This is a genomic window from Paraglaciecola sp. 25GB23A (assembly GCF_040012495.1).
Lineage (GTDB): Bacteria > Pseudomonadota > Gammaproteobacteria > Enterobacterales > Alteromonadaceae > Paraglaciecola.
The window spans coordinates 67,192-93,919 of the sequence record NZ_JBDYKM010000005.1; the positions used below are offsets into that span (position 1 = coordinate 67,192).

General features: G+C 41.9%; 28 protein-coding genes. 14 read left to right on the forward strand and 14 right to left on the reverse strand.

All coding sequences use genetic code 11. From position 1 onward, the window contains the following. Positions 1-20: 20 nt before the first annotated feature. Entirely contained in the window at positions 21-1,463 is a 1,443-nt protein-coding gene (sufB, locus tag ABKW31_RS10685) for a Fe-S cluster assembly protein SufB (protein ID WP_348616338.1), read from the reverse strand. Between the two features lie 402 nt (positions 1,464-1,865). Here sufB and ABKW31_RS10690 point away from each other — a divergent pair, with 402 nt between their 5' ends. After that, complete coding sequence (locus ABKW31_RS10690; RefSeq protein ID WP_348616339.1) at positions 1,866-2,312, forward strand: SUF system Fe-S cluster assembly regulator; 447 nt, start codon at positions 1,866-1,868, stop codon at positions 2,310-2,312. Between the two features lie 119 nt (positions 2,313-2,431). Further along, positions 2,432-2,872, forward strand: coding sequence for a phosphate-starvation-inducible PsiE family protein (locus ABKW31_RS10695; protein ID WP_348616340.1), 441 nt, complete (start codon positions 2,432-2,434; stop codon positions 2,870-2,872). Positions 2,873-2,917: 45 nt separating this feature from the next. Here ABKW31_RS10695 and ABKW31_RS10700 read toward each other — a convergent pair whose 3' ends face one another. Further along, positions 2,918-3,520, reverse strand: coding sequence for a DNA-3-methyladenine glycosylase I (locus ABKW31_RS10700; RefSeq protein WP_348616341.1), 603 nt, complete (start codon positions 3,518-3,520; stop codon positions 2,918-2,920). Positions 3,521-3,566: 46 nt separating this feature from the next. After that, the gene (locus ABKW31_RS10705) at positions 3,567-4,049 is read right to left on the reverse strand and encodes a MarR family transcriptional regulator (protein WP_348616342.1); all 483 of its coding nucleotides are present in this window, start codon (positions 4,047-4,049) and stop codon (positions 3,567-3,569) included. Positions 4,050-4,437: 388 nt separating this feature from the next. Here ABKW31_RS10705 and putP point away from each other — a divergent pair, with 388 nt between their 5' ends. The 5 genes from putP to ABKW31_RS10730 all read left to right on the forward strand — a co-directional run bounded on the left by putP (position 4,438) and on the right by ABKW31_RS10730 (position 9,752). Next, positions 4,438-5,934, forward strand: coding sequence for a sodium/proline symporter PutP (putP, locus tag ABKW31_RS10710; protein ID WP_348616343.1), 1,497 nt, complete (start codon positions 4,438-4,440; stop codon positions 5,932-5,934). Continuing rightward, positions 5,934-7,061: a glutamate 5-kinase gene (proB, locus tag ABKW31_RS10715; RefSeq protein WP_348616344.1), complete on the forward strand. Its 1,128-nt coding sequence runs from the start codon at positions 5,934-5,936 to the stop codon at positions 7,059-7,061. The genes putP and proB overlap by 1 nt, the downstream gene beginning before the upstream one ends. A gap of 297 nt (positions 7,062-7,358) precedes the next feature. Continuing rightward, positions 7,359-8,300 (forward strand): ABC transporter ATP-binding protein, encoded by a 942-nt coding sequence (locus ABKW31_RS10720; protein ID WP_348616345.1) that lies wholly within the window; start codon positions 7,359-7,361, stop codon positions 8,298-8,300. Continuing rightward, positions 8,293-9,063 carry an ABC transporter permease gene (locus tag ABKW31_RS10725; RefSeq protein WP_348616346.1) on the forward strand — a complete coding sequence of 257 codons (771 nt, stop codon included), beginning with the start codon at positions 8,293-8,295 and terminating at the stop codon, positions 9,061-9,063. The genes ABKW31_RS10720 and ABKW31_RS10725 overlap by 8 nt, the downstream gene beginning before the upstream one ends. Before the next feature lie 32 nt (positions 9,064-9,095). Beyond that, the gene (locus ABKW31_RS10730; RefSeq protein ID WP_348616347.1) at positions 9,096-9,752 is read left to right on the forward strand and encodes an SAM-dependent methyltransferase; all 657 of its coding nucleotides are present in this window, start codon (positions 9,096-9,098) and stop codon (positions 9,750-9,752) included. Here the strand turns inward: ABKW31_RS10730 and ABKW31_RS10735 are convergent. After that, positions 9,742-10,455, reverse strand: a complete 714-nt coding sequence (locus tag ABKW31_RS10735; protein WP_348616348.1) for an EAL domain-containing protein — start codon at positions 10,453-10,455, stop codon at positions 9,742-9,744. The genes ABKW31_RS10730 and ABKW31_RS10735 overlap by 11 nt on opposite strands. A 141-nt stretch (positions 10,456-10,596) precedes the next feature. Between ABKW31_RS10735 and panP the strand changes: the two genes are divergently transcribed. Continuing rightward, entirely contained in the window at positions 10,597-12,216 is a 1,620-nt protein-coding gene (gene panP, locus ABKW31_RS10740; RefSeq protein ID WP_348616349.1) for a pyridoxal-dependent aspartate 1-decarboxylase PanP, read from the forward strand. A gap of 42 nt (positions 12,217-12,258) precedes the next feature. On the opposite strand, the gene panC is transcribed toward panP, so the two are convergent. The 7 genes from panC to sfsA all read right to left on the reverse strand — a co-directional run bounded on the left by panC (position 12,259) and on the right by sfsA (position 18,272). Then, positions 12,259-13,107: a pantoate--beta-alanine ligase gene (gene panC / locus ABKW31_RS10745; protein WP_348616350.1), complete on the reverse strand. Its 849-nt coding sequence runs from the start codon at positions 13,105-13,107 to the stop codon at positions 12,259-12,261. 38 nt (positions 13,108-13,145) lie between these two features. Further along, positions 13,146-13,940, reverse strand: a complete 795-nt coding sequence (gene panB / locus ABKW31_RS10750; RefSeq protein ID WP_348616351.1) for a 3-methyl-2-oxobutanoate hydroxymethyltransferase — start codon at positions 13,938-13,940, stop codon at positions 13,146-13,148. An 84-nt stretch (positions 13,941-14,024) separates the two neighbouring features. Further along, entirely contained in the window at positions 14,025-14,522 is a 498-nt protein-coding gene (gene folK / locus ABKW31_RS10755; protein WP_348616352.1) for a 2-amino-4-hydroxy-6-hydroxymethyldihydropteridine diphosphokinase, read from the reverse strand. Then, positions 14,519-15,829, reverse strand: a complete 1,311-nt coding sequence (pcnB, locus tag ABKW31_RS10760; RefSeq protein WP_348616481.1) for a polynucleotide adenylyltransferase PcnB — start codon at positions 15,827-15,829, stop codon at positions 14,519-14,521. Before pcnB ends, folK begins: the two co-directional genes overlap by 4 nt. 128 nt (positions 15,830-15,957) lie before the next feature. Beyond that, positions 15,958-16,878: a tRNA glutamyl-Q(34) synthetase GluQRS gene (gene gluQRS / locus ABKW31_RS10765; protein ID WP_348616353.1), complete on the reverse strand. Its 921-nt coding sequence runs from the start codon at positions 16,876-16,878 to the stop codon at positions 15,958-15,960. A gap of 72 nt (positions 16,879-16,950) precedes the next feature. Continuing rightward, on the reverse strand, positions 16,951-17,400 hold the full coding sequence (gene dksA, locus ABKW31_RS10770) for an RNA polymerase-binding protein DksA (RefSeq protein WP_348616354.1): 450 nt from the start codon (positions 17,398-17,400) through the stop codon (positions 16,951-16,953). Between the two features lie 167 nt (positions 17,401-17,567). Next, the gene (gene sfsA / locus ABKW31_RS10775) at positions 17,568-18,272 is read right to left on the reverse strand and encodes a DNA/RNA nuclease SfsA (protein WP_348616355.1); all 705 of its coding nucleotides are present in this window, start codon (positions 18,270-18,272) and stop codon (positions 17,568-17,570) included. A gap of 118 nt (positions 18,273-18,390) precedes the next feature. On the opposite strand from sfsA, the gene pepB reads away from it, so the two are divergent. Continuing rightward, entirely contained in the window at positions 18,391-19,674 is a 1,284-nt protein-coding gene (gene pepB, locus ABKW31_RS10780; protein WP_348616356.1) for an aminopeptidase PepB, read from the forward strand. Positions 19,675-19,734: 60 nt separating this feature from the next. Here pepB and ABKW31_RS10785 read toward each other — a convergent pair whose 3' ends face one another. After that, on the reverse strand, positions 19,735-19,917 hold the full coding sequence (locus ABKW31_RS10785; RefSeq protein ID WP_348616357.1) for a helix-turn-helix domain-containing protein: 183 nt from the start codon (positions 19,915-19,917) through the stop codon (positions 19,735-19,737). Positions 19,918-20,163: 246 nt separating this feature from the next. Between ABKW31_RS10785 and ABKW31_RS10790 the strand changes: the two genes are divergently transcribed. Together ABKW31_RS10790 and ABKW31_RS10795 are read left to right on the forward strand one after the other, a co-directional pair. Next, complete coding sequence (locus tag ABKW31_RS10790; protein WP_348616358.1) at positions 20,164-20,754, forward strand: YhgN family NAAT transporter; 591 nt, start codon at positions 20,164-20,166, stop codon at positions 20,752-20,754. 19 nt (positions 20,755-20,773) lie between these two features. Further along, on the forward strand, positions 20,774-21,358 hold the full coding sequence (locus tag ABKW31_RS10795) for a YjaG family protein (RefSeq protein WP_348616359.1): 585 nt from the start codon (positions 20,774-20,776) through the stop codon (positions 21,356-21,358). A gap of 35 nt (positions 21,359-21,393) precedes the next feature. Here the strand turns inward: ABKW31_RS10795 and rsmD are convergent, their stop codons facing one another. After that, positions 21,394-21,981 carry a 16S rRNA (guanine(966)-N(2))-methyltransferase RsmD gene (gene rsmD, locus ABKW31_RS10800; RefSeq protein WP_348616360.1) on the reverse strand — a complete coding sequence of 196 codons (588 nt, stop codon included), beginning with the start codon at positions 21,979-21,981 and terminating at the stop codon, positions 21,394-21,396. Positions 21,982-22,066: 85 nt separating this feature from the next. On the opposite strand from rsmD, the gene ftsY reads away from it, so the two are divergent. From ftsY to ftsX, 3 genes are read left to right on the forward strand one after another with little or no spacing between them, the layout of a single operon-like run. Then, a complete protein-coding gene (gene ftsY / locus ABKW31_RS10805) occupies positions 22,067-23,314 on the forward strand; it encodes a signal recognition particle-docking protein FtsY (protein ID WP_348616361.1) in 1,248 nt (415 codons plus the stop codon). A 5-nt stretch (positions 23,315-23,319) separates the two neighbouring features. Further along, entirely contained in the window at positions 23,320-24,015 is a 696-nt protein-coding gene (gene ftsE / locus ABKW31_RS10810) for a cell division ATP-binding protein FtsE (RefSeq protein ID WP_348616362.1), read from the forward strand. A gap of 42 nt (positions 24,016-24,057) precedes the next feature. After that, positions 24,058-25,038 (forward strand): permease-like cell division protein FtsX, encoded by a 981-nt coding sequence (gene ftsX / locus ABKW31_RS10815; RefSeq protein ID WP_348616363.1) that lies wholly within the window; start codon positions 24,058-24,060, stop codon positions 25,036-25,038. A gap of 51 nt (positions 25,039-25,089) precedes the next feature. Here ftsX and ABKW31_RS10820 read toward each other — a convergent pair whose 3' ends face one another. Then, the gene (locus ABKW31_RS10820) at positions 25,090-26,673 is read right to left on the reverse strand and encodes a carboxylesterase family protein (protein WP_348616364.1); all 1,584 of its coding nucleotides are present in this window, start codon (positions 26,671-26,673) and stop codon (positions 25,090-25,092) included. Positions 26,674-26,728 lie beyond the last annotated feature (55 nt).

Sequence of the window (26,728 nt, forward strand, 5' to 3'; positions counted from 1 at the left end):
TATAAATTCTGCTTAGAGCTCTATCCAACCGAACCTTCAAGGCTGACCTCTAACAATTTTCCAGCCTCAACAGCAAACTCCATGGGTAACTCTTTGAAAACTGATTTACAGAAACCATTAACTATCATCGATACTGCTTTTTCGGGATCAATGCCTCTTTGCTGGCACAGAAATAATTGATCTTCACTGACCTTTGATGTTGTCGCTTCATGTTCGACTATTGCACTGGGATTTTTGCTAACAATATAAGGGAAGGTATGAGCAGCGCATTTATCACCAATTAATAGTGAATCGCATTGGGTGAAATTACGTGCGCCTTGGGCTTTTGGTGAAATATTGACTAGGCCACGATAGGAATTAGATCCTTTGCCCGCTGAAATGCCTTTTGAGATAATGGTGCTGCGAGTATTACGACCAAGATGAATCATCTTTGTCCCAGTATCCGCTTGTTGCGCGTTGCGCGTTAAAGCAACTGAATAAAACTCACCAACACTATTATCGCCAAGTAATATTACGCTTGGGTACTTCCATGTAATTGCGGAGCCTGTTTCTACTTGGGTCCATGATATTTTTGCGTCGCGATGGCAGATACCGCGTTTGGTAACAAAATTGTAGATACCGCCTTTACCATCCGCATCGCCTGGATACCAATTTTGAACAGTTGAATATTTAATTTGCGCACCTTTTAGCGCGACTAACTCAACGACGGCTCCATGCAGTTGGTTTTCGTCTCGCGATGGCGCGGTGCAGCCTTCAAGATAACTAACATAGCTACCCTCATCAGCAATAATCAAGGTGCGTTCAAACTGTCCAGTATTCATTTCATTGATCCGAAAGTAGGTCGATAACTCCATCGGACACCTAACACCTTTGGGTATATAAACAAACGAACCGTCGCTAAATACCGCACAGTTCAGCGCCGCATAGAAGTTATCGTTTATCGGCACCACAGAGCCCAAATATTTTTTAATTAATTCTGGGTGATTGATAACAGCTTCTGAAAGTGAACAAAAAATCACGCCAGACTCAGCAAGCTTTTCTTTGAAAGTGGTGATGATAGAAACGCTATCAAATACTATATCAACGGCTACCCCAGCTAGCGCCTCTTGCTCATGCAATGGAATACCTAATTTTTCATAGGTACGCAGTAATTCTGGGTCGACCTCGGCTAAACTTTTAGGGGCATCTTCTTGGCTTTTGGGGCTTGAATAGTAAGCAATGGCGTTGAAATCAATTTCTGGGTAGTTTACGTGTGCCCAAGACGGACGCTCCATCGCTAACCATTGTCGATAGGCGTTTAAGCGCCATTCCAACATAAATTTAGGTTCATTTTTTTTTGCTGATATCTTCCTAATAACATTTTCATCCAAACCAGGATCGAAGGTTTGCATTTCAATATCGGTAATAAAACCTGCGTCGTAGCCGGAATTAAGACGCTCATCAATAACATTGCTATCGCTCATAGTGATCAATTCTCTTTGTGTAGGTTTGCAAAGTAAATAGTGCTAAGTCACACGACCATTTTTATGATTTTGCTTGTTTTGTGTGAGTCGTTAACATCATTAAGAATACTAATTTAGTAATGTACACTAACCTACATAAGCATAAGAATCAATACAATACTAAATTAGTATTTATATCGAATAGCATCCCTACGCGAAAGGTTTACTGTTAATAGAGGTTTGATATATCGTGTAAAAATAAACAAAATTATCTTTAATTTTTGCGCTTTTGCCCCAGGAGAGTCCTTTGGGCCTCCCCACTTACTGGCTGAGAATTGGGATAAAAAAGTAATACCATTGGGGTATACTATGTAATAGGATTGCCGCTGACATGAGGTCAGTATTTTTTCGAGAGAGTCTTTCATGATAAGAATTAGCCGTATGGCCGATTATGCGCTATTGGTGGTATCTAAAATGCGTGGTTTCGAAGAGCTCATTACTCTAGAGCGCTTATGTGAGCTAACGACCTTGCCTTTGCCAACCCTGCGTAAATTGATGCGCGCACTGACCCATAGCAATTTAGTAAAATCAGTTAGGGGACCTCAAGGTGGTTATAAACTGAGTCGTCAACCCGATCAAATGTCCATCGCAGAAATTATAGAAGCCATTGACGGACCAATTGCACTAACTGAATGTGCGAAGTCGGATGGAGGTGATTGTCAAATTGCCAGTACTTGTGAACTAAAAGAAAATTGGAACATCGTCAATCGTTTGATTTCCAGCGCTCTGCACAACGTAACACTTGATGCAATGGGCCGTGCGCCCATGGATGTCAAACGACTGAAGTCAGGGCTGATAAAAGTATCCTAGCAAAGTCAATAAGTTATCTAAAATGAGTTGCTGCAGTCTGTCCAGTTTCACTTCACTACACATACTAGTAAACTAATACTCCCTTAAAGGGCCTAATACATAATCGGAGTAAACATTCAGTGAGTAAAAGCATAGATCAAGCAGTTTCTTATATTCATACAATCAAAAAGTGGATGTCGTTTATTGTACTTATCTTGATGACAGTGATTGTCGCTATTGCAATAGTTGAGCTTGGCATAATTCTGTATTTAGATTTATTTGATCCGACAGATGATGTGCTTTTTCTTGAAATAGATGAATTGTTTAAAATATTTGGTTTCTTTTTTATTATTCTTATTGGGTTCGAGCTTGTAGAGACGGTAGAAATGTACTTCAAGGAAAATGTCATACATGCAGAGGTAGTTTTATTGGTGGCTGTTATCGCTGTATCTCGCAAGGTGATTTTATTGGATTTAGAGAAATATGAGCCCTTAGCAATAATTGGTTTAGGTATTATCATTCTCGCTCTAGGAGGTAGTTATTATCTTATAAAGCTGAGTTACAGAGGTGCAAAAGCCTGAGTTAAGTTATTAGACTGAGGGTTCGAAGCGTGTACCTAAGATCGATTAAGGTCTAATAAAGTTTTGTTTAGCTTGTTCAACAATATCCCTACTATGGCAATGTTCTGCATGATCGTTGATTAAGCCTGTTGCCTGCATAAAAGCAAAAATAGTGGTGGGCCCCAAAAATCTCCAACCACGTTTTTTCAATTCTTTAGCAAGTGTTACAGACTCTGCTGAGGTGGTTAAACTTTGTGGCATATAAGTATTCACTGCGACTTCGTAAGGCCAAAAAAAATGAGCTAATGACCCCCACTCTGCTATCAGGCTTTTGGCTCTGTGCGCATTATTGATGACTGCTTCAATTTTGCCACGATGACGAACAATACCCTCATCGGACATTAAACGGTTAATGTCATTGCCATTAAATAGCGCGACCTGATTGAAATCAAAATGTACAAACGCACGGCGAAAATTTTCACGTTTAGCCAATATTGTGCGCCAACTCAAACCAGACTGAAAACTTTCAAGACAGAATTTTTCAAATAATCCTTGGTCGTCTTTTACCGGCATTCCCCACTCATTATCATGATAGTGAATAAAGTCATCTTTTTCCGCACACCAACGACAACGTATTAACCCATCTGAACTAATAATCGTTTCCCTCACTTTCATATTCCTCAACTATGGTTACCTTAGCGCCAACATCCAAACTTTATTTGTTTGATAAACTTTTCAAGGTATCAAGTTCTAATAGTGGCGCCGCTTCAATATCCTGCGCATCCATCATCGAGGCGATACGCTGCATGGTAGCAACTAGTTGCGTTTGCTCCCAAGGCTCTAAGCAATCAAAACGTCGAATAAAGTGATCTTGTAGTGGTGTAGGCGCACCGTTGATCGCGGCGAATCCTGCAGGTGTCACGTGTAAGCCAACTTTGCGTTTATCGATTGTAGAGCGTTGTCTTGTCACCAGACCTCTGGGTTCTAAGCGATCTAAGATAGTAGTTACCGTCGCAGAGCTCAGATTTATACTTTTGGCGATATCCTTTACCATGACATCTTTTTGTATGGCTATTTGTTGCAAAACCAAAAGCTGAGGACTAGTTAAGCCCGTGTCTTTATTGAGTTTTTTAGAATATATATCGATGGCACGTATCACTTTTCGCAGCGATACTAGCAACTCTTCATACTTTTTCATTTCGGTGTCTTGTGGCTATAACAATGGTCAATTTCGAGTATAAACTTATTTTCAACATAAAATGAATTTAGTTTGAGCTCTAACTAATTATACTTATTTAATATAAGCAACTAATAGTGAAGATGTAAGATAACCACTAAACGTGCATAAAAAAGTAACAAAAATGCCATAAACAGGGCAGATTCGCCTTTCATATGAGAATTACGTATATATATAACGTTAGAACACTAAACATTAATAATGGTTTTAGTTTATAATGCTCGACTTTAGTGCACCAACAAGTGCATATTTTGCAATATATTGATTTATCCAACTTCCAAAACGAAAGTCTCTACAGAACGGACTTTTTCTTGTGGTCGTACCAAAATAAAAAATAATAAGGAACAATATGGACAATATGAGTTACATCACCTTAGCACTGTATTTTTTAGCGATGTTAGGTATTGGATTGTTTGCTTATAAAAATTCTACTAGCGATATGTCTGGTTATTTACTTGGTGGACGCAAAGTCAGTCCGCAAGTCACCGCTCTATCTGCGGGCGCCTCTGATATGAGTGGCTGGATGTTAATGGGTTTACCTGGCGCAATGTTTGCCACAGGATACGGCTCCATATATATCGCTATTGGTTTAACCCTAGGCGCTTTAATCAACTATATTATTGTGGCACCTAAATTGCGGGTTTACACCGAAGTGGCGCATGATTCACTCACCATACCTGAGTTTTTTGCTAAGCGTTTTGATCGACCCAAAGGCAGCATTAGAGTGATATCGGCTGTTATCATTGTATTATTTTTCACCCTCTATACCTCTGCAGGGCTAGTGGCTGGCGGTAAGTTATTTGAATCCGCTTTTAATCTAAATTATCACCTTGGTTTGGTCATCACCCTCGGTGTGGTTGTGTCTTATACCCTTCTAGGCGGTTTTTTAGCAGTCAGTATGACCGACTTTGTGCAGGGCTGTATTATGTTTATTGCTCTGATTTTAGTGCCTGTAGTGGCCTATATGCAATTCGACAACATCGCTGATTTAAATCACTTTGCGCAATTATCTATCCCTAGCTTTTCTGCCTCAATGGGAGATTTAAGCTTTTGGGCATTGATCTCGAGTTTGGCGTGGGGATTGGGTTATTTTGGTCAACCGCATATTATTGTTCGATTTATGGCTATTCGCTCAGTTGCTGATATCAAAGTTGCACGCTTAATTGGTATGAGCTGGATGAGCGTCACTATAATTGGTGCACTAGCGACTGGCTTAGTGGGCGTGGCTTATGCCAATAAATTTGGCTTAGTGGTTGATGATCCTGAAACCATTTTTATCATCTTTTCTAATTTACTTTTTCATCCCCTCATTAGCGGCTTTTTAATGGCGGCTATTCTTGCCGCTATCATGAGCACCATATCTTCTCAGCTACTGGTTTCTGCCAGCTCGCTGACTGAAGACATTTATCGAATGAAAGCCGGTAAAGAAGCCAGTGAAAAAGAGTCGGTACGCATTGGACGCTTTGGTGTTGCCGGGGTTGCCATTATAGCGATGCTATTGGCACTTGATAGTTCAAATAGTATTTTGTCCTTGGTGAGTAACGCATGGGCTGGTTTTGGCGCAGCCTTTGGACCACTTGTATTATTCAGTTTGTATAAAAAAGATCTAACCCACACTGCTGCCGTTTGGGGCATCGTTACCGGGGCAGTTACAGTGTTGTTTTGGATTTATGCGCCCGTGCTAAGCGATGGGCGCGCCCTCAGTAGTGTTGTGTATGAAATTATTCCTGGCTTCATATTAAGTAGCTCAGTTATTTGGGTGGTCAGTCGCTTTGGCACTGCACCGAACCAAAACACAATCACCTTATTTAATAAAACGAATCAAATTTTAGCGGAGCAGAAGTAATGGTTCATGGTAATAGCACTAATTTTAAATGGCAAAGAGTGGTCATTAAAGTCGGTAGTGCATTAATAGCACCAGATAGAAAAGGCGTAAGTAGTCGGTATTTACTCGGTATTGCACAATTTATTGTGCGTTGTCGTGAAATGGGAATTCAAGTTGTATTAGTGTCATCTGGCTCTGTTGCTGCCGGTGCCCATTTATTTCCCGATATCGAGAAACCTAGCGTATCGATTAAAAAGGCAATGGCTGCGGCCGGCCAGACTGAAATGATTGGCATTTGGAACAATTTATTTGATTTTGCCACCGCGCAAATACTTATGACTCATGGTGACCTGCGTGACAGAGAGCGGTATGTCAGTGTTAAAAACACAATTCATACCCTGTTAGATAATGGGATTTTACCCATCATTAATGAAAACGATACGGTTACCACAGATAAACTGAGAGTTGGTGATAATGACAACCTCTCGGCCATGGTTGCTGCGGCATCAGACGCCGATGTATTAATTATTTGTTCTGACATTAACGGTTTGTATGACAAAAACCCACGTACACATAGCGACGCCGTATTGGTTCCTGTAATAAAAGAGATTAATAAGCGCACTTATGCCATGGCGGGCAGCGAAGCGGGATTATTAGGAACAGGTGGCATGCGTACTAAAGTTGAGGCGGCAGAAAAGGCCACCTCTCATGGTATTGATACCTTTATCATTAATGGATTTTCAGAAACGGCATTTAATCAATTATTAGCCGGTCAAAATCCAGGCACGCATTTTTTCCCAGTAGCAAAGCCTATGAAAGAATTAGTGCATTGGATGACTTATACCTCTGATGCCCAAGGTGAAGTAGTGGTGGAAAATGACTTTGAGTTTGATATGGACATTCAAAGCGAACTCCTCACCAGTGAGGCAATTGCAGAAGTCAGAGGGCAGTTCACTGTAGGTGATACCGTATTAATTTCGAAGCGAGACGGCACCAAATTGGCCAAAGCTGTATCAAATTATAGTAGTTGTTTACTTAGCTTTATTGCTGATCAAGACGATGATAGTTTTGCAACCGACTTTCAATCCAATACGGGCTCTATTATTTCACCCAAAAATATGGCGATATTAAATAACATAAAACCTTAATTGTCATTGCATGACAAGCTTCTTGAGCGGAATAAGGCGATTCACTTTTGTGGCTCGCCTTATTTTCATCAGAACAGTAAACTATTCTCGCTCACTTACTTCAATGGTGTCAGCTGAATAACTTAGCGTCTGCAATTCAATAAAAAATGAATGTGTAACACTGAAAATAGATAAATTTTCGTAACAAAACTTGAATTATGAAAAGTGAGCGGCATATCGCCTGTCGAGAATAAAAGTCCTTTATTGGACTTAGACGCTTGTCTTCTGCACCCACCTCATCACGTTAGGGCAATAAAAATGTATGCACTCGATATAAAAGGTTTAACTAAAACCTATAAAAGTGGAACAAAGGCACTGCATGGCATTGACCTTCAGGTGAAGCAGGGCGATTTTTTTGCTTTACTTGGACCCAATGGAGCGGGTAAATCGACCACTATTGGAATTATTAGTTCATTAGTAAACAAGACAGCGGGCGACGTTACTATATTCGAATATTCGCTCTCTAAACAAGCTGAACTAGCCAAATCATGTATCGGCTTAGTCCCACAAGAATTCAATTTCAATCAGTTTGAAACCTTGATGCAAATTATGTTAAATCAAGCTGGTTATTACGGTGTACCGCGCAATATTGCAAAACCTAGAGCGGAAAAATATTTAAAACAGTTAGATTTATGGGAAAAGCGCAATGCGGCCGCACGAACCTTATCCGGCGGAATGAAAAGACGCCTTATGATTGCACGGGCGTTGATGCATGAACCTAGAATGCTTATTCTTGATGAACCTACCGCTGGGGTTGATATTGAAATTCGTCGTTCAATGTGGACTTTTTTAAAGGCCATAAATGAACAAGGCGTTACTATAATATTGACAACTCACTACCTTGAAGAAGCTGAAATGTTATGCCGTAATATTGCAATTATCGATAAAGGCATCATTGTTAAAAATACCAGTATGAAGTCTTTGTTGGCTACCTTAAATGTCGAAACATTTGTATTGGATTTATCTAAGAACATTGATTCTTTAACTTTAACAGGCTTTGAAACTCGTCTATTAGACGACCATACCCTGGAAATCGACGTGCACAAAGAAGCGAGCCTTAACAGCGTTTTTGAACAATTAAGTCAGCAAGACATTCAAGTATTAAGCATGCGCAATAAATCCAATCGCTTAGAAGAACTGTTTGTCAGACTTGTTGAATCCGGTCGTCACCCCGTCACAGGAGAAGTCACTAATGGTTAATCGTAATTTTGTAGCCTTGCGCACTATTTGGATCAAAGAGTGCACACGCTTCCTGCGTATTTGGGTGCAAACTTTATTACCCCCAGCCATCACCATGAGCCTGTATTTTGTCATATTTGGTAATTTGATAGGCAGCCGTATCGGCCAAATGGGTGGATTTAGCTATATGGAATTTATTGTTCCCGGCCTGATTATGATGGCGGTGATCACTAACTCCTATTCCAATGTTTGTTCGTCATTTTATAGCGCTAAGTTTCAACATAACATTGAAGAAATGCTCGTTGCCCCAGTACCTAATTGGGTTATCATTGCCGGATTTGTAGGCGGCGGTGTCGCTAGAGCATTATTAATTGGCATCATTGTGACCACGGTATCGCTATTTTTTGTTGATATCCAAATTCACCACCTTGGTTTTATTGTGATTACCTTAATATTAACCGCTATTCTATTTGCCACTGCGGGATTAATTAATGCTATTTTCGCCAATAGCTTTGACGATATCAGCATTATTCCAACCTTTATTTTAACCCCACTTACATACTTGGGTGGCGTATTTTACTCCCTATCAATGTTGCCGGAGTTTTGGCAATGGGTGAGTAAAATTAATCCTATCGTCTATATGGTTAATGGTTTTAGATATGGTTTTCTTGGTGTTTCTGACGTCAACCCTTACTGGGCACTCGGCTTGTTAGTAGTTTTCAACGTCATATTACTATCGGTCGCTTATTCACTCATCAATCGCGGTGTAGGTATTCGAAGCTGATAGCCCTAGTCATTTAAACAAAAGATAAACCTATGCAAAAGCTTGCTCGCAGCATAGATACTAATCAACTTGGTCTGCATCAAAACTTGCAGAAAGTAGTGGAGAAGTATTTAAACACGCAAACGCAAAAACCCTTGTCGGCTCATTCTGAGGCTGCCTTTATGGCAAGCAAAGATTGGCTTAATGGCTGGCAAGGCGAACTGATTTTTGATTCTTGCTGCGGTGTAGGTGAAAGTACCAGTCTCATTGCCCAAGCTCATCCTAATGCAAAAGTAATCGGAATTGATAAGTCAGCGGTGAGAATCGACAAACACCACTCCTATGCTATTGATACAGATAACTATTTACTTGTTAGAGCCGACCTCAATGACTTTTGGAGATTAGCTGTTCTTGAAAAATGGATGCTTACAAAACACTTTATTTTATACCCAAATCCTTATCCTAAGGCAGCACAATTACAAAACAGATGGTATGCCTCATCGGCATTTCCAAATATTCTTAAACTTGGCGGTTTACTTGAAGTTCGAAGCAATTGGCCACTTTATATTCAGGAGTTTGCAGCAGCCTTAAAAATCGCTAAGTTGCTTGCGCAAACTCAGCCCTATACAGCCGAAAAAGCTATGACGCCCTTTGAGCGCAAATATTGGCGCAGCGGCCAGTCAAGCTGGCAACTTATTGCTAATCTATAAAGGCTTTGGGCAGACTGAAATGAAAACCCTGTGCGTATTGAATGCCGAGGGCACGGATCATGTCTAGTTCAGCCTTATGTTCAATATGCTCTGCGATGAGATCAATCCCCTTTTCTTCGGCTTTACTAAAAAACACCTTTAAAGCCTCTGCAACTTTAGTCTTCTGTTGGGAATGTCTGATGTCTTTGACTGATATCTTGATTGCTTCGACTGGCAAAGATAATAATTGCAATAAGTCTTCCTGCTGAGGATCAAGTTGGTCGAGAGTTATATTCAAATTCAAACTCTTAGATAAGAGGGCAAATTCATTAAAAGCCGCGCGATTTTCTAAGGCGTTTGTTGCCGCAATTTCAATTGAAATACGAGTAGGATTTGGGTAATCCTGCAATTGTGTGCGCATAAAGTCAGTCATTTCTGGATCAAGCATGTCTTGTAAACTGAGATTAATACTCCATGCCATATTGATGTGACGAAAATAATTAGCACTGCCGTTAAATATAGTGTGAGTTAAGTGTGCTTTAGAATGACGACGATCAACTAGATACAAAAGTTCGGTTGGAACAAACGATTGCTGTTCCACATTGATAAACCTTGCCAAACATTCGTAGCGCCATACGATGTCATTGTGGATATCGATGATGGGTTGAAAAAAGGGTACGACCCTATCCAAACTAAAATCTCTGCTTACATGAGCGACTTGCATTTGACTCTTTCTTATTGTTTTTTACACAATATAGCAGGACTGACTAAATAACCAAGCAGCTATTCAAACGCAAACTATTGGTATGGCCCCGATTTTAAGGTAAAGTTCGCGCCTTGAAAGTTTTCAATTAGGGTCACGAGTGTGGGTGGAGCCGAAGTCAGTTTAGAACACCTTTATAAAGTCTTTACTATGCCAGAAGGTAAAAGTTCGAAGTTAGCCCAAATTGAACAACATCTTTCAGACAATCTTGCCGGATTTTTGTCGCAACATGTTGTCACCACGGTTAAGTCTTTGGAGCAAATTGAAAAGAACTTTTCCGAATATGCTGTACCTGAACAGCCGGAATTTGTTTCTGAACACGCGGCTAATTTGTTAGACAAACTCGTTGCGAACTCGGTCAATACTTATTCGCCGACATTTATTGGCCATATGACGTCTGCCTTACCCTATTTTCATTTGCCTTTAGCAAAGTTATTGGTAGGTTTGAATCAAAACTTAGTCAAAATTGAAACATCCAAAGCCTTTACTCCGCTTGAGCGACAAGTTTTGGGCATGATGCATGAATTGGTTTATGGCCAATCAAGTGATTTTTATCGTACTTACTTACACAGCGCGAATCATGCCTTAGGGGCTTTTTGCTCTGGTGGCACTATTGCAAATGTCACCGCGCTTTGGGTTGCCAGGAATAAAGCTTTACCAGCTACTCCGCAATTTCGTGGCGTCGCCTACGAAGGTTTGGCTGCCGGTTTACAGCATTATGGCATCAAGAAAATGGGTGTACTGTCATCTAGACGGGGTCATTATTCCTTATCTAAGTCGGTAGATTTGCTCGGTTTAGGTCGCGAACAATTACTCACTATAGACTGCCCGACTCAACGTTTATCGGCTGAGAAGGCCCTTGCAGTGGGCAAACAGTATCAAGCAGAAGGCAATAAAATATTGTCTATCGTAGGTATTGCGGGTACCACTGAAACTGGACACGTTGATCCCTTGGATGAATTAGCGGATGTGGCTGCTGAGTTAGGTTGTAACTTTCATGTTGACGCAGCTTGGGGTGGCGCTACGCTGTTTTCACGTACTTATCGCACCTTGTTGAAGGGTATCGAACGTGCTGATTCCGTTACCATAGATGCACACAAACAGATGTATGTACCAATGGGTGCTGGCATGGTGTTGTTTAAAGATCCTAACGACAGTAATGCAGTACGTCATCATGCCCAATATATCCTGCGTGCGGGCTCCAAAGATTTGGGAGCAACCACACTAGAAGGCTCTCGTAATGGCATGGCGATGATGGTGTACGCCTCATTACATATTTTTGGACGTCAAGGTTACGAATTATTAATTGATCAGAGCATAGAAAAGGCCAAAACTTTTGCTCGTATGATCCAGTCCAATCCTGACTTTGAACTGATCACTGCACCAACTCTGTCATTGTTAACCTATCGCCTTAATCCAGAAGCCTTACAAAGCAAAATCGATAGTATGCCTCAACTGGCTAGTGCTTTAAATTTAGAACTTGATCAACTTAATGTCGTTATACAGAAGCAACAACGTGAAGCAGGTAAATCTTTTGTCTCGCGCACTCGTTTGCAAACTGAAAAATACAATACACAAGCCATTACTGTCTTTAGAGTGGTTATTGCAAACCCATTGACCACTGAGTTAGATCTGCAGAATATTCTCGATGAGCAGTTAGCATTAGCGACTAAAACCAAGATTTGGCAAAAATTGTGTGCTAAGCATAAAAAAGCAGGTTAACCAACCTGCTTTTTATTCGTTTAAGCTCTTTTGGAGCCTTGGCTATAACTGAATTTGAATATTATCAATCAAGCGAGTTTTACCCATAAAAGCAGCAGCTAATATGACTAAACTGGTATCTTCATGACCAGGTGGTAGTAAGGAGTATGCATTACGGATCTCAATATAATCCGGACTAAAACCTTGCTCCACCAACTCCGCCTTACACTTCGCCACTAGCACCGAGAAATCTCTGCGACCTTGTTCAATTGCATCAGCAATATCGATTAACTGAGCGTATAGAAATGGCGCGGTGGCTCGTTGTTGTGGATTTAAGTACTGGTTGCGAGAACTCATGGCTAAACCATCTGATTCACGGGTTGTGGTTACACCTATGACTTGTAAATTCATGGATAGATCCGCCACCATGGCTTTAATCACTTGTAATTGTTGAAAGTCTTTTTCACCGAAAAACGCCAAGTTAGGTTGTACCATATTTAAAAGTTTACATACGATGGTAGCCACGCCACGAAAGTGGCCTGGTCGACTCGCGCCGCAAATCATATAAGAAATACCTGGAACTTCAACGAAGGTCTGTTGTTCAAGACCTCGAGCATAAATATCACTGACTTTTGGCACAAATAATACACTAACGCCCAAGTCCTCTAACAATTTAGCATCATCTTGTAACGTTCGTGGATAAGCATCTAAATCTTCGTCTGGGCCAAATTGCATCGGATTCACAAAAATAGACACGACTATAATATCAGCGTGTTTTTTTGCTTCTCTGACCAAATTCAGATGACCTTGGTGTAAGTTGCCCATAGTAGGGACAAAAGCTATGACTTTAGCACCCGCTTGCCATTCTCTTCTTTGTTCTCTTAAGAGCGGAATATCACTGATTATCTGCATCAAATGTGTCCTAACAAACTAATTAACCTGAATTCGATTTATTTAAAACTGTGCTCACTGGAAGGGAAACTACCATCCTGAACTTCCCGAATATAATCACTGACCGCCTGACGAATATCACCGCTAGACTGTAAATAGTTTTTCGAAAATTTAGGCATGTAGTTAGCACTTATGCCCAACATATCATGCATAACCAGTATCTGCCCGTCTGTCAGATTACCCGCACCGATACCAATAACAGGTATACTGACACTATTGGAAATAAGTTCAGCTAAACCTGAAGGCACACATTCTAATACCAACAATTGTATTCCGGCTTGTTCTAAATCTTTGGCCTGATCACAAATTTTTTCAGCCTGTAAATCTTCACGACCTTGGACCTTAAATCCACCAAAAACATGAACCGATTGAGGCGTTAAGCCCAAATGTCCACATACTGGAACACCTCGCTCAACTAAGCCTTTAATCGTGCCATGCAACCACGAACCACCTTCTAGTTTAACCATGCTGGCGCCTGCGCTCATAAGCTGTGCTGCATTGGTATATGTTTGCTCTGGTGTGGCATAGGACATAAACGGCATATCAGCTACCACAAAAGCCCGCTGCGTGCCTCTGCGTACCGATTTAGTATGATAAGCAATATCCGCAAGCGTCACACCTAAGGTATCGTCGCTACCTTGTAATACCATACCCAAAGAATCGCCAATCAATAAAACGTCGATTCCTTGCTCATCAAATAACTTAGCAAAACTGGCATCATAGGCGGTCAACGCTGAGATCCGTTGCTTATCGTGCTTCATCTTTAACAAGCTTGAAGTCGTTACCTTTTTCATAAATGCTGCTCCAATCCTAGTTCGAACAATAAGTGGGTTTAGATGAATTTACACGTAATAGTAACCTGCCTTTTTAGAGAATATCTAAAAAGTAGGAGCTGGTGACAAAATTGACAAGCCATTGACTGGACAATCTTTAGCGATATCTGCCAGCATTTTTCCCCCGGGCAAACACAGTTCAGGGTCAATTTCCAACAAGGGATAAAGCACGAACTCGCGAACGTTCATTCCATAATGAGGTACAACTAATTCGTCGTTATTTATCATCTCATTACCATATAATAAGATATCAATATCTAGCGTACGCGGACCCCAGCGTTCATTCTTACGCTCTCTACCCTGCTCTAACTCAATGGCTTGTGTGGCGGCTAATAAATCTAGAGGGGAAAGATTTGTGTGTAAATGAACCACCGCATTGACATAGTTTGCTTGGTCTTTGGGCCCCATTGGCAGGCTTGCATACAAGCTAGAGCAACTAACAACAGACGTGTCTTTAATTTTCGCTAGGGCGCGTAAGGCACGGCTAATTTGCACACTAGGCTCGGCTAAGTTACTACCTAAGCCCAAATAGACATTTATCATTCAGCTTTCTTATTTTTACCACGATAACGGCGTTTTCGCTGAGTGCTTGGTCCAGAACCTTCGGTCTTCCTAAGGTCATTAAGCTGATTCTTGCGCCCTTCTTCATCTGCGCTCTGAAATTCAGTCCACCACTCAGCTAACTCTAATAAAGGCCCACCTTCAACATCAGCACGCAATAATAAAAAGTCATAGGCGGCACGAAATTTAGGATGCTCAAGCATTTGATAGGCACGTCGACCAAAACGTTTAGATAAGCGCGTTTGCAACTGCCATATTTCGCGAATCGGCATACTAAAACGCTTGGGGATCATGATGCGCAGAATTTGTTTTTGCAATACGTCGTTTAAGGCCAGATTAAAGGCATCAAAATGGGTCAAGCCCCCTTCTACCATTAACTGCTGACAGCGCTCTTCCAAGGGATACCATAAAAATGCGGCAAAAATAAACGCTGGCGTGACACGCTGGCCGGTATTAATTCGATTGTCGGTATTGGTCAATACCTGTTCCACAAACTTAACTTCGCGACTTTGTCCATCAGCCAGTAAGGGACCTAATTGCGGAAAAAGGGGCTCAAATAAGTCGTAGGTGCAAAGCAGCCGGAAAGTGTCGAGTCCTTGGCCTGAGAGCAACAGTTTCAGTACTTCTTCAAATAAGCGTGCCGCCGGAATATTAGCTAACAAAGGAGCAAGTTGATTGATGGGTTTGGCACTTTTATCGCTGATCCGCATATTCAGCTTCACCGCAAACCTTACGGCTCTGAGCATACGCACGGGATCTTCACGATAACGAGTTTCTGGATCGCCAATTAGCGCAATTTCTTTGGCTTTTATGGCCGCCATACCACCGGCGAAATCACAAATTGAAAAATCAGCGATATTATAATACATAGCATTAATGGTGAAATCGCGGCGCTGAGCGTCTTCTTCAATACTGCCAAATACGTTATCCCGCAATAATTGGCCGTGATCGCTCTGTTTACTCAAATCAGAACTGGTCTCACTGTCGTCATCACTTTCTTCATGATGGCCGCGAAAAGTTGCAACCTCAATAACTTCCCTGCCATACACAATATGCGCAAGTCGGAAGCGTCGACCAATTAAACGACAATTGCGAAACAAGCCTTTGACTTGTTCTGGGGTAGCATTGGTGGTGACATCAAAATCTTTAGGGTGCTTGCCGAGCAATATATCTCTGACGCAGCCACCGACTAAATACGCTTGATAGCCAGCATTGTGCAGGCGGTACAGTACCTTCAACGCATTCTCGCTAATATCATCGCGAGAAATAGGATGATCGGCACGAGGTATTATAGCCGCGCTAAGTTTAGCTGGCTGAACAACAGCTTTGCCGCGCAAAGCATCTTTTACCTTGTCGATGACTCGAGAAATAATGAGCTGTACTCCCTGACTGAGTTAAGTCGAAAAATCGGCGCTAATCATATACTGTATAACGCCTTAATTCTATTGTCATTGCAGGCGATTTTGCGCGGCACGGCACTCAAATCCCATGCATTTATCGCCCAATTCAACATATCCTCTGGTGCTGCTTTTGCCAAGGACTGCGGCGGCATCAAACCCAGAAACTCCATGGCATTGAATAAATTCTGTGTTACTTGCTGATTATCAATGGCTAGGGCATGATTTTGTTTACTCAATTTAGCCCCATTGGCACTCAGTACCAAGGGCAAATGAGCGAAGCGAGGAGGCTGAGCACCAAAGGCTTTATACAAGGCAAGCTGATAAAATGTGGCATGTAATAAATCAGCACCACGCACAACTTCACTTATGCCTTGAGCAATGTCATCAACCACCACCGCCAATTGATATGCAAATAAACCGTCTTTACGTTTAATGGCAAACTGCGCTTGAGTGTCGCTGACTACTCTATTTACTTGCTGTTGCACGAGATCATAAAAAGAGACAATATCCGCAGAATTTTTAAAACGCACAGCAGCATCATCAGCTGACAATACATTATCCGCGCAGGGACATAGTTTTTTTGCTGCAAGACTGGCTAATTGCGCTCTGGTGCAATGGCAAAAGAAAGTTAAACCTTGAGCCACTAATTCATTTATTTTTTCTTGATAAAGCGCTGTACGCTGACTTTGATAAACTGGCGTGTCATCCCAATACAGATGATGTTGTTCTAAGGTATCTAGGATATGGGCACTCGCACCACTAATTTCTCTGGGCGGATCAATATCTTCGATACGAACTAACCATTTACCTTGCAATTTGCGTGCTTGCAAGTAGCTGCCTAATGCAGCGACTAAGGAGCCAAAATGTAAGGGCCCGGACGGCGAGGGGGCAAAGCGACCTACATAAACTAAGGATGGGTTAGCATTCAGTATGGGCATAGGGCGAGAACAGTCTATAAATAGCAATGGCCGTGTTGTATTGGTACAACACGGACCCTACTGATGCGAGGATTAACCTTGCAACTGTTTTTCTTTGATTTCGGCCATAGTTTTGCAATCGATGCAAAGGTCTGCTGTGGGTCTTGCTTCCAAACGGCGTACGCCGATTTCAATTCCGCAAGCATCACAAAAACCAAAATCGTCATCTTCGATGCGTTTTAAGGTTTTTTCGATTTTCTTAATAAGCTTACGCTCTCTATCACGAGTGCGCAGCTCTAAGCTGAATTCTTCTTCTTGAGCGGCTCTATCTACCGGATCAGGGAAGTTGGCTGCTTCATCTTGCATGTGATGAACAGTTCGATCGACTTCCTGACGCAATTGATTCCGCCACGCCTTCAACAATAAACGGAAATGTTCCATTTGTTTATCGTTCATATACTCTTCGCCGTCTTTCTCTACATAAGGAGTAAGACCGGCAAGCGCGAGTAAACCAAGTGTTTTTGTTGTTTTTTCTGTTGGCATTTGCCAAATCTCCTAAACTGCTGCACGAGTTGAAATGTGCAGGCGGCTATGTATATCAGAAAGCCCTTGCACAGGCAATTTTTTGCGCTTATACCTTCACCAACGCACGCGAAAATCAAAGTGAGCTGCGCAATATGGCGTCCCCGCGAGAAAAATCAACAGCTAATTTAAAAAATAAATGGGATTGCTTGATTTATAAAGATTTTTTCTGGAGACATACTGACGCCATAGGCGAAAATTTCAACACCACAGCCCACTGCTCGGTTTAATTCGAGAGCATAGAGGGGGTCGATATGTTGTGCCACTTTAACGGAATGGATCCCACTATGTTGCACACAAAATAGCAAAACAGCTCGTTTCCCTTCCCTCGCTAACTGGCTCAGCTCACGTAAATGTTTCTGTCCCCGCAAGCTAACCGCATCTGGAAAATAACCCTGTCCATTCTGTAATAAGGTCACTGACTTCACCTCGAGGTAACAATCAGCCCGCTTATCATCACGTAACAGAAAATCTATTCGACTGTTTTCTTGACCAAACTTGACCTCTCGCTGAATGCGGCTGTAGCCAAGGAGTTCTTTGAGCCTATTGTCAGCCAAGGCTTCTGCGACTAATTCATTTGCCTTATGGGTATTGATACCAATCCACTGTCCCTGAGTCGTAAGAACCAGCTCCCAACTGAAAGCTAGTTTACGTTTGGGATTATCACTATGGGATAACCAGACCTGCCAACCAGATACTGCACAACCTGTCATCGCTCCCGTGTTGGCGCAATGGGCGGTAACAACACTGCCATCATCCAATTCGACATCAGCTAAAAAACGCTTGTAACGCTTAATTAAGATTCCACGACGTAACTTTACAGGGTACTGCATTCAACATTTCTCCAAAGTGCCTATACACCTGTTATTATTGACCACGAACACAACTACTAGCTGAATTTCATTATTTGGAATTCACCTTAGTTAACTATCACACTTTAGTGGAGCCACTATGTCTTTTTGTAATATCTATTTAACTACCGACACTATTGCTGATTATTATGCACCCGGCACCCTTGTTTCTTCACAAGGCGATCAGTTTAAAATCCATATTAAGGATCTTTTACAAGACCATATATTAATCCAGAAAGCGGCACGAGTGTTAGACGCAATGGGTTTGCAGAATGTTAAGTTGTTAGGCGATTGGCAGATTGAGCAACAGTGGTCTTTTGCGCAAAGTTTTACCTCGGCTAAAAAAACAACACAAATTGAATGGACTAATAATCAAGACAAAGTCGAACTGCAACGCCGCTTAACTGCTATGTTATTTACTCGCAACTTGATAAACGCTACGCCCGAAGAATTGTCCCCTCAACTATTAGCTGAGCAAAGTATTGCATGGTTAAGTTCACTTAACCCCACTTCTATTACCAGTAAACTGATAGTGGGCGAAGAGTTACAACAACAAGGTTGGCATGGTATCTATCAAGTGGGCCGCGGCAGTTCTCGGCCACCGGTATTGGCTGAAATCGACTTCAACCCCAGCGGTGATGAAAATACACCTGTTGCTGCCTGTCTTGTGGGTAAAGGCATTACATTTGACAGCGGTGGTTATAGTCTTAAATCAAGTGAAGGCATGCTCAGCATGAAGTGCGATATGGGCGGCGCGGCAACAGTAGTGGGTGGTTTAGGCTTAGCCATACTGCGCGGTTTAAATAAACGGGTAAAAGTATTCCTGTGTTGTGCAGAGAATTTGGTTAGCGGCCATGCCTTTAAGCTAGGCGATATTATTACTTATAAAAATGGCACCTCAGTTGAGATTGTTAATACCGATGCTGAAGGTCGTTTGGTCTTAGCAGATGGTCTGATTGCTGCCAGCGAAACCAAGGCTCCCTTGATTATTGATGCCGCAACGCTGACCGGTGCAGCACATGTCGCATTAGGTGATGAGTACAATGCATTCTTCAGTCTAGATAAGTCTCTGCATCCGCATGTAATGGCATGGGCTGAATTAGAGAATGAACTAGCTTGGTGTCTGCCGTTAGAAAAATGGCATCGAGAAAAGTGCCCTTCTAACTTTGCCGATACCGCTAACAGTCGAGTACAAAAAGGCGGTGGAGCGGGTGGTGCGTCTAATGCAGCAGGATTTTTATCACGCTTTGTCAACGAAGAAGGAACTGGCTGGTTACATATAGACTTAGCTGCAGCTTATAACGGCAGTGCTAACAATCTTATGCCTGCTGGAGCAACTGCCCAAGGGTTTAGGACGATTGCTAGGGCCCTAGTTGCGTTCTAGGTAATCAAAAAATAGGAGTGAATGTGCTTTTAGCGAGAGGCATATTCACTCTTTCTATTTTTATAAGCCGCCTAAACGTTCCGCAAGGACTTTGTATCTTTCCACCGCGACTGAATCAAATAAGGGTTTTCCGTCTGAGTCTTTTTCTTGCGCTATTAATAAACTTTCACGCTCTAATCGTTCTACGCGAACGTCTTGTACGCCGAGAAACTCTGCAACTTGTGATACTGTCATGAGACTCATATTTGTTTCCTCTCTGTTTTATTCAGGTTATTTTCAGCAAATTAATGTATTCAATTAAAGCGTAATTGTTTAGTTTTACTAGTTAAGATTATGGCGAATTACAACAATGTTGAATTACGTATTTTAAAGTACCAATAATTAAAGCATCAAGCCCTTGAAATTAAAACTATTTTTTAACTAATAACTGGGTAGTGATCCAGAGATGCGTTAAACTAATGTTGTTTTAAGCACAGTTTCGAGTAAAAAATGGACACATGGTCAGCTGCCATAACGCTTTTCCTTATCATGGACCCCTTGGGAAACCTGCCAGTGTTTATGTCTGTTCTTAAATCCATAGAGCCTAAACGTCGCCGCATTGTGCTCGCTAGAGAACTGATATTCTCTCTCATTATTATGCTGATATTTCTATATAGTGGTCAGGCAGTACTCAGCTTTTTAAGTGTTAAACAGGAAACCGTCAGTATTGCTGGCGGAATCATATTGTTTCTTATAGCCCTAAAAATGATATTTCCACAACCGGGAGGAGTGACAGGCTTAGCACCAGGTGAAGAGCCCTTTATTGTGCCTCTTGCTATTCCTATGGTAGCAGGACCATCCATCCTTGCAGCCCTCATCTTGTTAGCAAATCAAGATCATAGTCGCATGTTAGATTGGACTATAGCTTTGGGCCTTGCTTGGTTTATTTCGGCCGGTATTTTGATGTTTTCCAGTTTGTTTCATAAGTTACTCGGAGAACGTGGTTTAATTGCTATTGAACGCCTTATGGGCATGATCTTAATCATGATTTCTATTCAGATGCTGCTTGACGGTGTCGGTCAATATTACTCATTACCTTAAATGAAGGAAGGAAAAAGCCTTGTTAAAAAAATTAACTATATTTCAAGAAGTTAGAGATTTAGAAGGATGGCAGGCCGTGGCTTATGCCGCAACACTACTTGAGAGAATGCTGCCCAACTATACGCTTTTTTGTGAAGTCACTGAGTTTGCTGATCCGAGCCTCTACCGCAATAGTTTAGATGCTATTTGGGATTGGCTGGCCTCGCCTAAGGCCAAAATTAATTTCACCGCTCAGTTAGAAAAAGTAGAAACGGCTGTGCCAGACACCGCTGATTTTGATAATTATGGTGTTTACCCTGCCCTAGATGTCGCTATGTCAATGACAGCTATTATTCTATTGATTCAAGGTGAAGATCCGCAAGGGGCCGTAGTTGTCAGCAAATTATCTCAAGGAGGAGTAGAAGCTTTTATTGAGGAAACCGCTGAAGGAGAAATTTCTGATGCTGAAATTAAAGCGCATCCTTTGATGCAATGGGAAATAGAAGTTCAAAAAGAACTGCTAGTCTTGATAAAAAAACATCCACACAACGCCTCTACATGCAAACTACTAAGAACCTTTGCTACTGAACCTGGAATTAGTAATATTGGCATTGAAATCAATTAGTTAACTTATTGAAGAATAGGTGGTTTAATATAAAACTAGTGCTTCTGATATAGACGCGAACATAGTTGACTGCCTTGCCGCTCTTTAAGTAAGTGCCATTCGCTAGGAATGGCATAGTCCGCAGCTGATAACTCACTCTCTATGTAAATAATGCCTGCTGGCGCCAAAAGTTTATGATGATTGATTAAACCTATGGTTTCGGGCAACAAACCTTGATGAAAGGGTGGGTCAAGAAATATCAGATCAAACTGCTGGTCACAGCGAGTTAATAATTGCAGAGCATTACCATTAATTACTTTAGCTTGCTGGGCGTCAACTTTCAGCTTGAGTAAATTATGCTGAATATTCTCCACTGCCCCTTTATCTAATTCCATAAATACCACGTGTTTTGCATAGCGAGACAAGGCTTCAAATCCTAAGCCCCCACTGCCAGCAAAAACGTCAAGACATTGGGCGTTTAGCACATAAGGCATCAACCAATTAAACAGAGTTTCTTTATTTCTATCGGTGGTTGGTCTCAGTCCTAGCACGTTAGCAACAGGTAATTTACTCCCGCGCCAGCGACCACTAATGATCCTGATTGAGCCTGTTGGCTGTTTTGATGGTTTTACGCCTCGCTTCATAGGTCTTTGAAATGCTATTATTGCCCACACTAAGTGATAGTTTATCTTAAATAACCTAAGAATTTCCCAAGGATTTAGCAAAAATATGTCAAAGTTTTTTAGCTGGCTAAATAAAGACAAGAAGAAAAGTGATGTGCCGCAGGCTGTCGAGACTGTAGAGACCGATTGCATAGAGGCCCAAGAAGCACATGATAATTCCAATAATGTGACGCAGATTGAGACTCACGCTGAGAATTCAATCGAGACTCAAGACGAATCTACAGCCCCAGTTATTAATCAAACTATTGATAATAATACATCACTGCCTGCTGACACTGAACAAGACAGCACGGAAAGTGAAGTAGTGGTCGATACTAGCCAAGAGTCAGCTCAAGTCAGCCAAGAAGTCAGTTTTTTCAGTCGCTTAAAACGCGGTTTATCGCGCACTACAGAAAATATTGGTAGTGGTTTAGCTAACCTATTTCGCGGTAAAGCCATAGACGATGAACTGTTTGAAGAATTAGAGACGCAATTATTAATCGCTGATGTGGGCATTACTACCACCAGTAAAATGGTGGCAAAACTGACCGAAGTTGCTGACCGCAAGCAATTGCGTGACTCTGGCGCATTATTTGATTTACTCAAAAGCCAAATGGTTGACATATTAAAGGCGGTAGACAGCCCTCTCAAAGTTGAAACCGACAAGAAACCTTTTGTGATATTAATGGTGGGAGTAAATGGTGTAGGTAAAACAACCACTATCGGCAAAATGGCCAAACAATTTCAGCAGCAAGGCAAAAAAGTCATGTTGGCCGCTGGCGACACCTTCAGGGCCGCGGCAGTAGAGCAATTACAAGTATGGGGAGAGCGCAACAATATTCCAGTGGTTGCGCAACAAAGTGGTGCCGATAGCGCTTCAGTCATTTTTGATGCTTTTCAGTCAGCTAAAGCCAGAAATATCGATGTATTAATCGCGGACACTGCAGGGCGCTTGCAGAATAAAGAGCATTTAATGGAAGAACTTAAAAAAGTAGTGCGAGTGATTAAGAAAATAGACCCGCAAGCTCCCCATGAAATCATGCTCACCTTAGATGCGGGCACAGGTCAGAACGCCCTGAGTCAAACCAAGCTGTTTAATGAGGCTGTTGGCTTAACTGGATTATGCTTAACAAAGCTGGATGGCACCGCCAAGGGGGGTGTAATCTTTGCTATTGCGGACCAATATCCCATTCCGATTCGCTATATTGGCATTGGTGAGGGCATAGAAGATTTACGTGCATTCAACAGTAAAGAATTTGTAGATGCTCTGTTCGCTGATAGCGAAAAAACTCAATCAAAACAAAAAAATCACTAAACACTATGATTAAATTTGCCCAAGTCAGTAAAACTTACGCAGGGGGTCAACAGGCACTACGTAAGGTGGACTTTCATATCGAGCCGGGAGAAATGGCCTTTCTAACTGGCCATTCAGGTGCCGGAAAAAGCACCATTTTGAAATTGATTAGCATTATGGAACGACCCACCGTTGGTAAAGTTTTTATCAACGGACATGATTTAGGTGCAATTGAACGCAAACAAATCGCCTATATTCGCCGCGATATCGGCATGATTTTTCAAAGCCATCAATTATTGATGGATAAAAGTGTTTATGACAACGTCGCTTTGCCGCTGGTTATCGAGGGCTATTCTCATAAAGAAATTACCAAGCGGGTGCATGCCTCACTTGAAATGGTTGGTCTGCGCGACAAAATAAAAAACATCCCCATCACGCTATCAGGTGGCGAGCAACAACGAGTTGGCATTGCCCGAGCTATCGTTAATAAACCGCCTTTGTTACTGGCTGATGAGCCCACTGGTAATTTAGATCCCAAGCTATCGATGGAAATTATTAAGTTATTTGAGAATTTCAACCAGGCAGGCGTATCAGTTTTTATTGCGACCCATGACTTGGGGCTGATTGCGAGAATGAAGTATCGAACTTTGACTTTAAAAAGTGGCCAAATGATCACCGATGGTCTAGCGGACGAGATGCCAGACAATGATTTTTATGTTTAATTATCCGCAATACCGAGCCGTTTTGCAGGGAGGGCGATAACAATGAGTATCTTATTTAAGGGCCGAGCCCAAGGAGCCCAGATATCTCAGGTTTCAGCCGTGCAACGATTTTTGATGTTTTTTGTCAGCCACTTGAGGCAAGCCCTTGGCAGTTTGGGGGAATTATGGCGTTCCAGAGTATCCTCAATCATGACCATCGGCGTGTTAGGTTTAAGTATTACCCTGCCTAGTACCCTGTATGTCATGGTAAAAAATGCCGAAAATATCAGCTCTGGCTGGCAACAAGCTTCAGAAATATCCCTATTTTTAAAACAAGATATTAACCCCGCAGATGTTAATCAACTGCTAACCCGCATTCAACTTTGGCCTGAGATAAATACCATTCATTATATTCCGGCGAGTGATGCCTTAGAGGAGTTTAAGCAATTATCAGGTTTTGGTGATGCTATTGCTTATTTGGATAAAAACCCCCTACCAAATGTGGTTTTGGTCATTCCTACCGAGCGACATGCTGGACCTACCGCCGCGCGCCTGTTACTCGAGAAATTACGCAAAGAGCGCGAGGTCGACATCGGCAAACTCGATATTGAATGGTTGGAACGCCTACATGCGCTATTAAGCGTTGCGCAAGAGCTAGTGACCGTTATCGCAGTATTATTGTTTTTAGCCGTTGTTCTGATAATTGGCAATACTATAAGATTAAATATTCTTAATAAAAAAGATGAAATTTTAGTGATGAAATTAGTCGGTGCCACAGACGCTTTTATTCAACGTCCTTTCCTTTACACCGGCTTTTGGTATGGCTTACTTGGCGGTTTATTGGCTTGGTTTGCGGTCATATTATTGCTGTGGTGGATGAGTAGCAGTGTTGCTGCCGTCAGTGAGTTGTATCAGAAAAACTTTAATGTCACCGGCATAGACGGCAACACCTTATTTGTTATGTTAGGTGTATCGGTCTTTTTAGGCTTGAGTGGTTCGTTATTATCGGTTAAACGCTATGTCAGCGAAATTGAGCCTAAATAAGCTCAACTCGAGTTGAGGTTAAATAAGCCAGCTAAAGCTAATGTAACCATATTAGAGACTGGATAAGGCTTGGTAGCGCTGCCGCAGTTTCTCTACTCCAACAACCTCTGGTTGTAATTTTATTATAAGTTGTTGATTGGTTTGAAAGCTTGGCCAGTCTGGCAACATTTCATTATTCGGGTTTCCCGTTTTAATAAAATTAATCAAATATTGTTGTGCTACCAACGATACCTGATGATCTTCTTTTTCCCAGTGGTAAATGTGATTTACGTCTAGGTTACCTAAAAAGTATTCAATTTCAGCAGAATGCACCGCACCTAAGTCGGTGATCTCAACATCTGCACCGCCGTTGTAAATAGATTTCATCGCCGGGCGTACATGATCATAAAGATAATAATAAGAATCTGCCTTGCCATTAGCGCTCGCGGCTTCAATCCAATTCCATGTGGACTCACTAATAAAACGGTCGCTCATCAGGTCTTGAGCTGCTAACTTCAGTTGTTCAGGGGTCTCGCCAGGATAAAGCGCAGCAACTCTTTCGTAAGCATCTGGATATAATTGCTGCAAGGCCAGTAAAAAATTCTCTTGATTAACCTCAGTTTCAGCAAACAATTGTTGAAAACTCCCTTCTTGAGAATTAACACCAGCTAAGATTGGCACATCGGCAAACTTCTTCTGCGCAAATAATTTTTGGGGACTGTCTAGCAGAAATTTTCCATCAATAGTGGGCATTAGTTGTTCAAATCCAGCCTCGCTTGCCCTTGCTAATAATTCTTCAGCAGGTATGTTCCGCAGAGCAACGATGCTTGCATCTTCACCTTCATGTACGGCTTCGGCAAAGAGTATGCCCTGTCTTTCGCTCTGAAGCAGTGGTGTAACAAACCGCCCCATTATCGAACCACTTTCGCCAACCACGCCCGCAATTAAAGGGATAGAATCTGGCGCTAAGGTTTGTGCACTGGCAGATATCGATCCTGCTGACTCTCCCGCGATGGTTATTTTGCTTGGATCGCCTCCAAAAATCTCTATATTCTTTGCCACCCAGATAAGGGCGGCTTGCTGATCTAATAAACCATAGTTTCCCGAACCACCATAACCACTTTCAGAGCTGAGTTCAGGATGAGCCAAAAAGCCAAATACGCCAAGACGATAATTCACAGTGACTGTGACAACACCATTTGACGCCATATCAGCGCCATCGTAGCGATTTTCAGAACCATCTCCCGCTATAAAACCACCGCCATAGAAATACACTAAGACAGGCAATGGCCCTGCAGAGCGTTCTACCGGCGACCATATGTTCAAGACTAAGCAGTCTTCACTCATACCCGAAGCGCGAAATTGCATATCACTAAACAATGCATTTTGCATGCATTTATGACCAAAATCATCAGCGTTCTTCACCCCTTTCCAAGGCTGTGGGGCTTTAGGTGCTCGCCACCTAAGGTCCGCGATCGGAGGCTGAGCGTAGGGAATACCTCTAAAAGACACCACGCCCAACTGAGGAATAATACGTCCTTTGAGTAAGCCTTGTTTTAACTCAACAAAGTTAACTTCAATTTCATCACTACTCTGCTCACAAGCAAACAAAAATAAGGTCAGCAGAACCACAAAAACCGATGCAAATTGACTCATTTAAGTATTTCCCTAATTGTTAAGTTTAACTCACGAACCTCACAGCGATTCGACA

Coding starts and splice junctions, on each gene's coding strand:
- sufB (WP_348616338.1), bottom strand. CDS start 1,463: ATGAGCGATAGCAATGTTATTGATGAGCGTCTTAATTCCGGCTACGAC.
- ABKW31_RS10690 (WP_348616339.1), top strand. CDS start 1,866: ATGATAAGAATTAGCCGTATGGCCGATTATGCGCTATTGGTGGTATCT.
- ABKW31_RS10705 (WP_348616342.1), bottom strand. CDS start 4,049: ATGAAAAAGTATGAAGAGTTGCTAGTATCGCTGCGAAAAGTGATACGT.
- putP (WP_348616343.1), top strand. CDS start 4,438: ATGGACAATATGAGTTACATCACCTTAGCACTGTATTTTTTAGCGATG.
- proB (WP_348616344.1), top strand. CDS start 5,934: ATGGTTCATGGTAATAGCACTAATTTTAAATGGCAAAGAGTGGTCATT.
- ABKW31_RS10720 (WP_348616345.1), top strand. CDS start 7,359: ATGTATGCACTCGATATAAAAGGTTTAACTAAAACCTATAAAAGTGGA.
- ABKW31_RS10725 (WP_348616346.1), top strand. CDS start 8,293: ATGGTTAATCGTAATTTTGTAGCCTTGCGCACTATTTGGATCAAAGAG.
- ABKW31_RS10730 (WP_348616347.1), top strand. CDS start 9,096: ATGCAAAAGCTTGCTCGCAGCATAGATACTAATCAACTTGGTCTGCAT.
- ABKW31_RS10735 (WP_348616348.1), bottom strand. CDS start 10,455: ATGCAAGTCGCTCATGTAAGCAGAGATTTTAGTTTGGATAGGGTCGTA.
- panC (WP_348616350.1), bottom strand. CDS start 13,107: ATGCAGATAATCAGTGATATTCCGCTCTTAAGAGAACAAAGAAGAGAA.
- panB (WP_348616351.1), bottom strand. CDS start 13,940: ATGAAAAAGGTAACGACTTCAAGCTTGTTAAAGATGAAGCACGATAAG.
- folK (WP_348616352.1), bottom strand. CDS start 14,522: ATGATAAATGTCTATTTGGGCTTAGGTAGTAACTTAGCCGAGCCTAGT.
- gluQRS (WP_348616353.1), bottom strand. CDS start 16,878: ATGCCCATACTGAATGCTAACCCATCCTTAGTTTATGTAGGTCGCTTT.
- dksA (WP_348616354.1), bottom strand. CDS start 17,400: ATGCCAACAGAAAAAACAACAAAAACACTTGGTTTACTCGCGCTTGCC.
- sfsA (WP_348616355.1), bottom strand. CDS start 18,272: ATGCAGTACCCTGTAAAGTTACGTCGTGGAATCTTAATTAAGCGTTAC.
- pepB (WP_348616356.1), top strand. CDS start 18,391: ATGTCTTTTTGTAATATCTATTTAACTACCGACACTATTGCTGATTAT.
- ABKW31_RS10785 (WP_348616357.1), bottom strand. CDS start 19,917: ATGAGTCTCATGACAGTATCACAAGTTGCAGAGTTTCTCGGCGTACAA.
- ABKW31_RS10790 (WP_348616358.1), top strand. CDS start 20,164: ATGGACACATGGTCAGCTGCCATAACGCTTTTCCTTATCATGGACCCC.
- rsmD (WP_348616360.1), bottom strand. CDS start 21,981: ATGAAGCGAGGCGTAAAACCATCAAAACAGCCAACAGGCTCAATCAGG.
- ftsY (WP_348616361.1), top strand. CDS start 22,067: ATGTCAAAGTTTTTTAGCTGGCTAAATAAAGACAAGAAGAAAAGTGAT.
- ftsE (WP_348616362.1), top strand. CDS start 23,320: ATGATTAAATTTGCCCAAGTCAGTAAAACTTACGCAGGGGGTCAACAG.
- ftsX (WP_348616363.1), top strand. CDS start 24,058: ATGAGTATCTTATTTAAGGGCCGAGCCCAAGGAGCCCAGATATCTCAG.
- ABKW31_RS10820 (WP_348616364.1), bottom strand. CDS start 26,673: ATGAGTCAATTTGCATCGGTTTTTGTGGTTCTGCTGACCTTATTTTTG.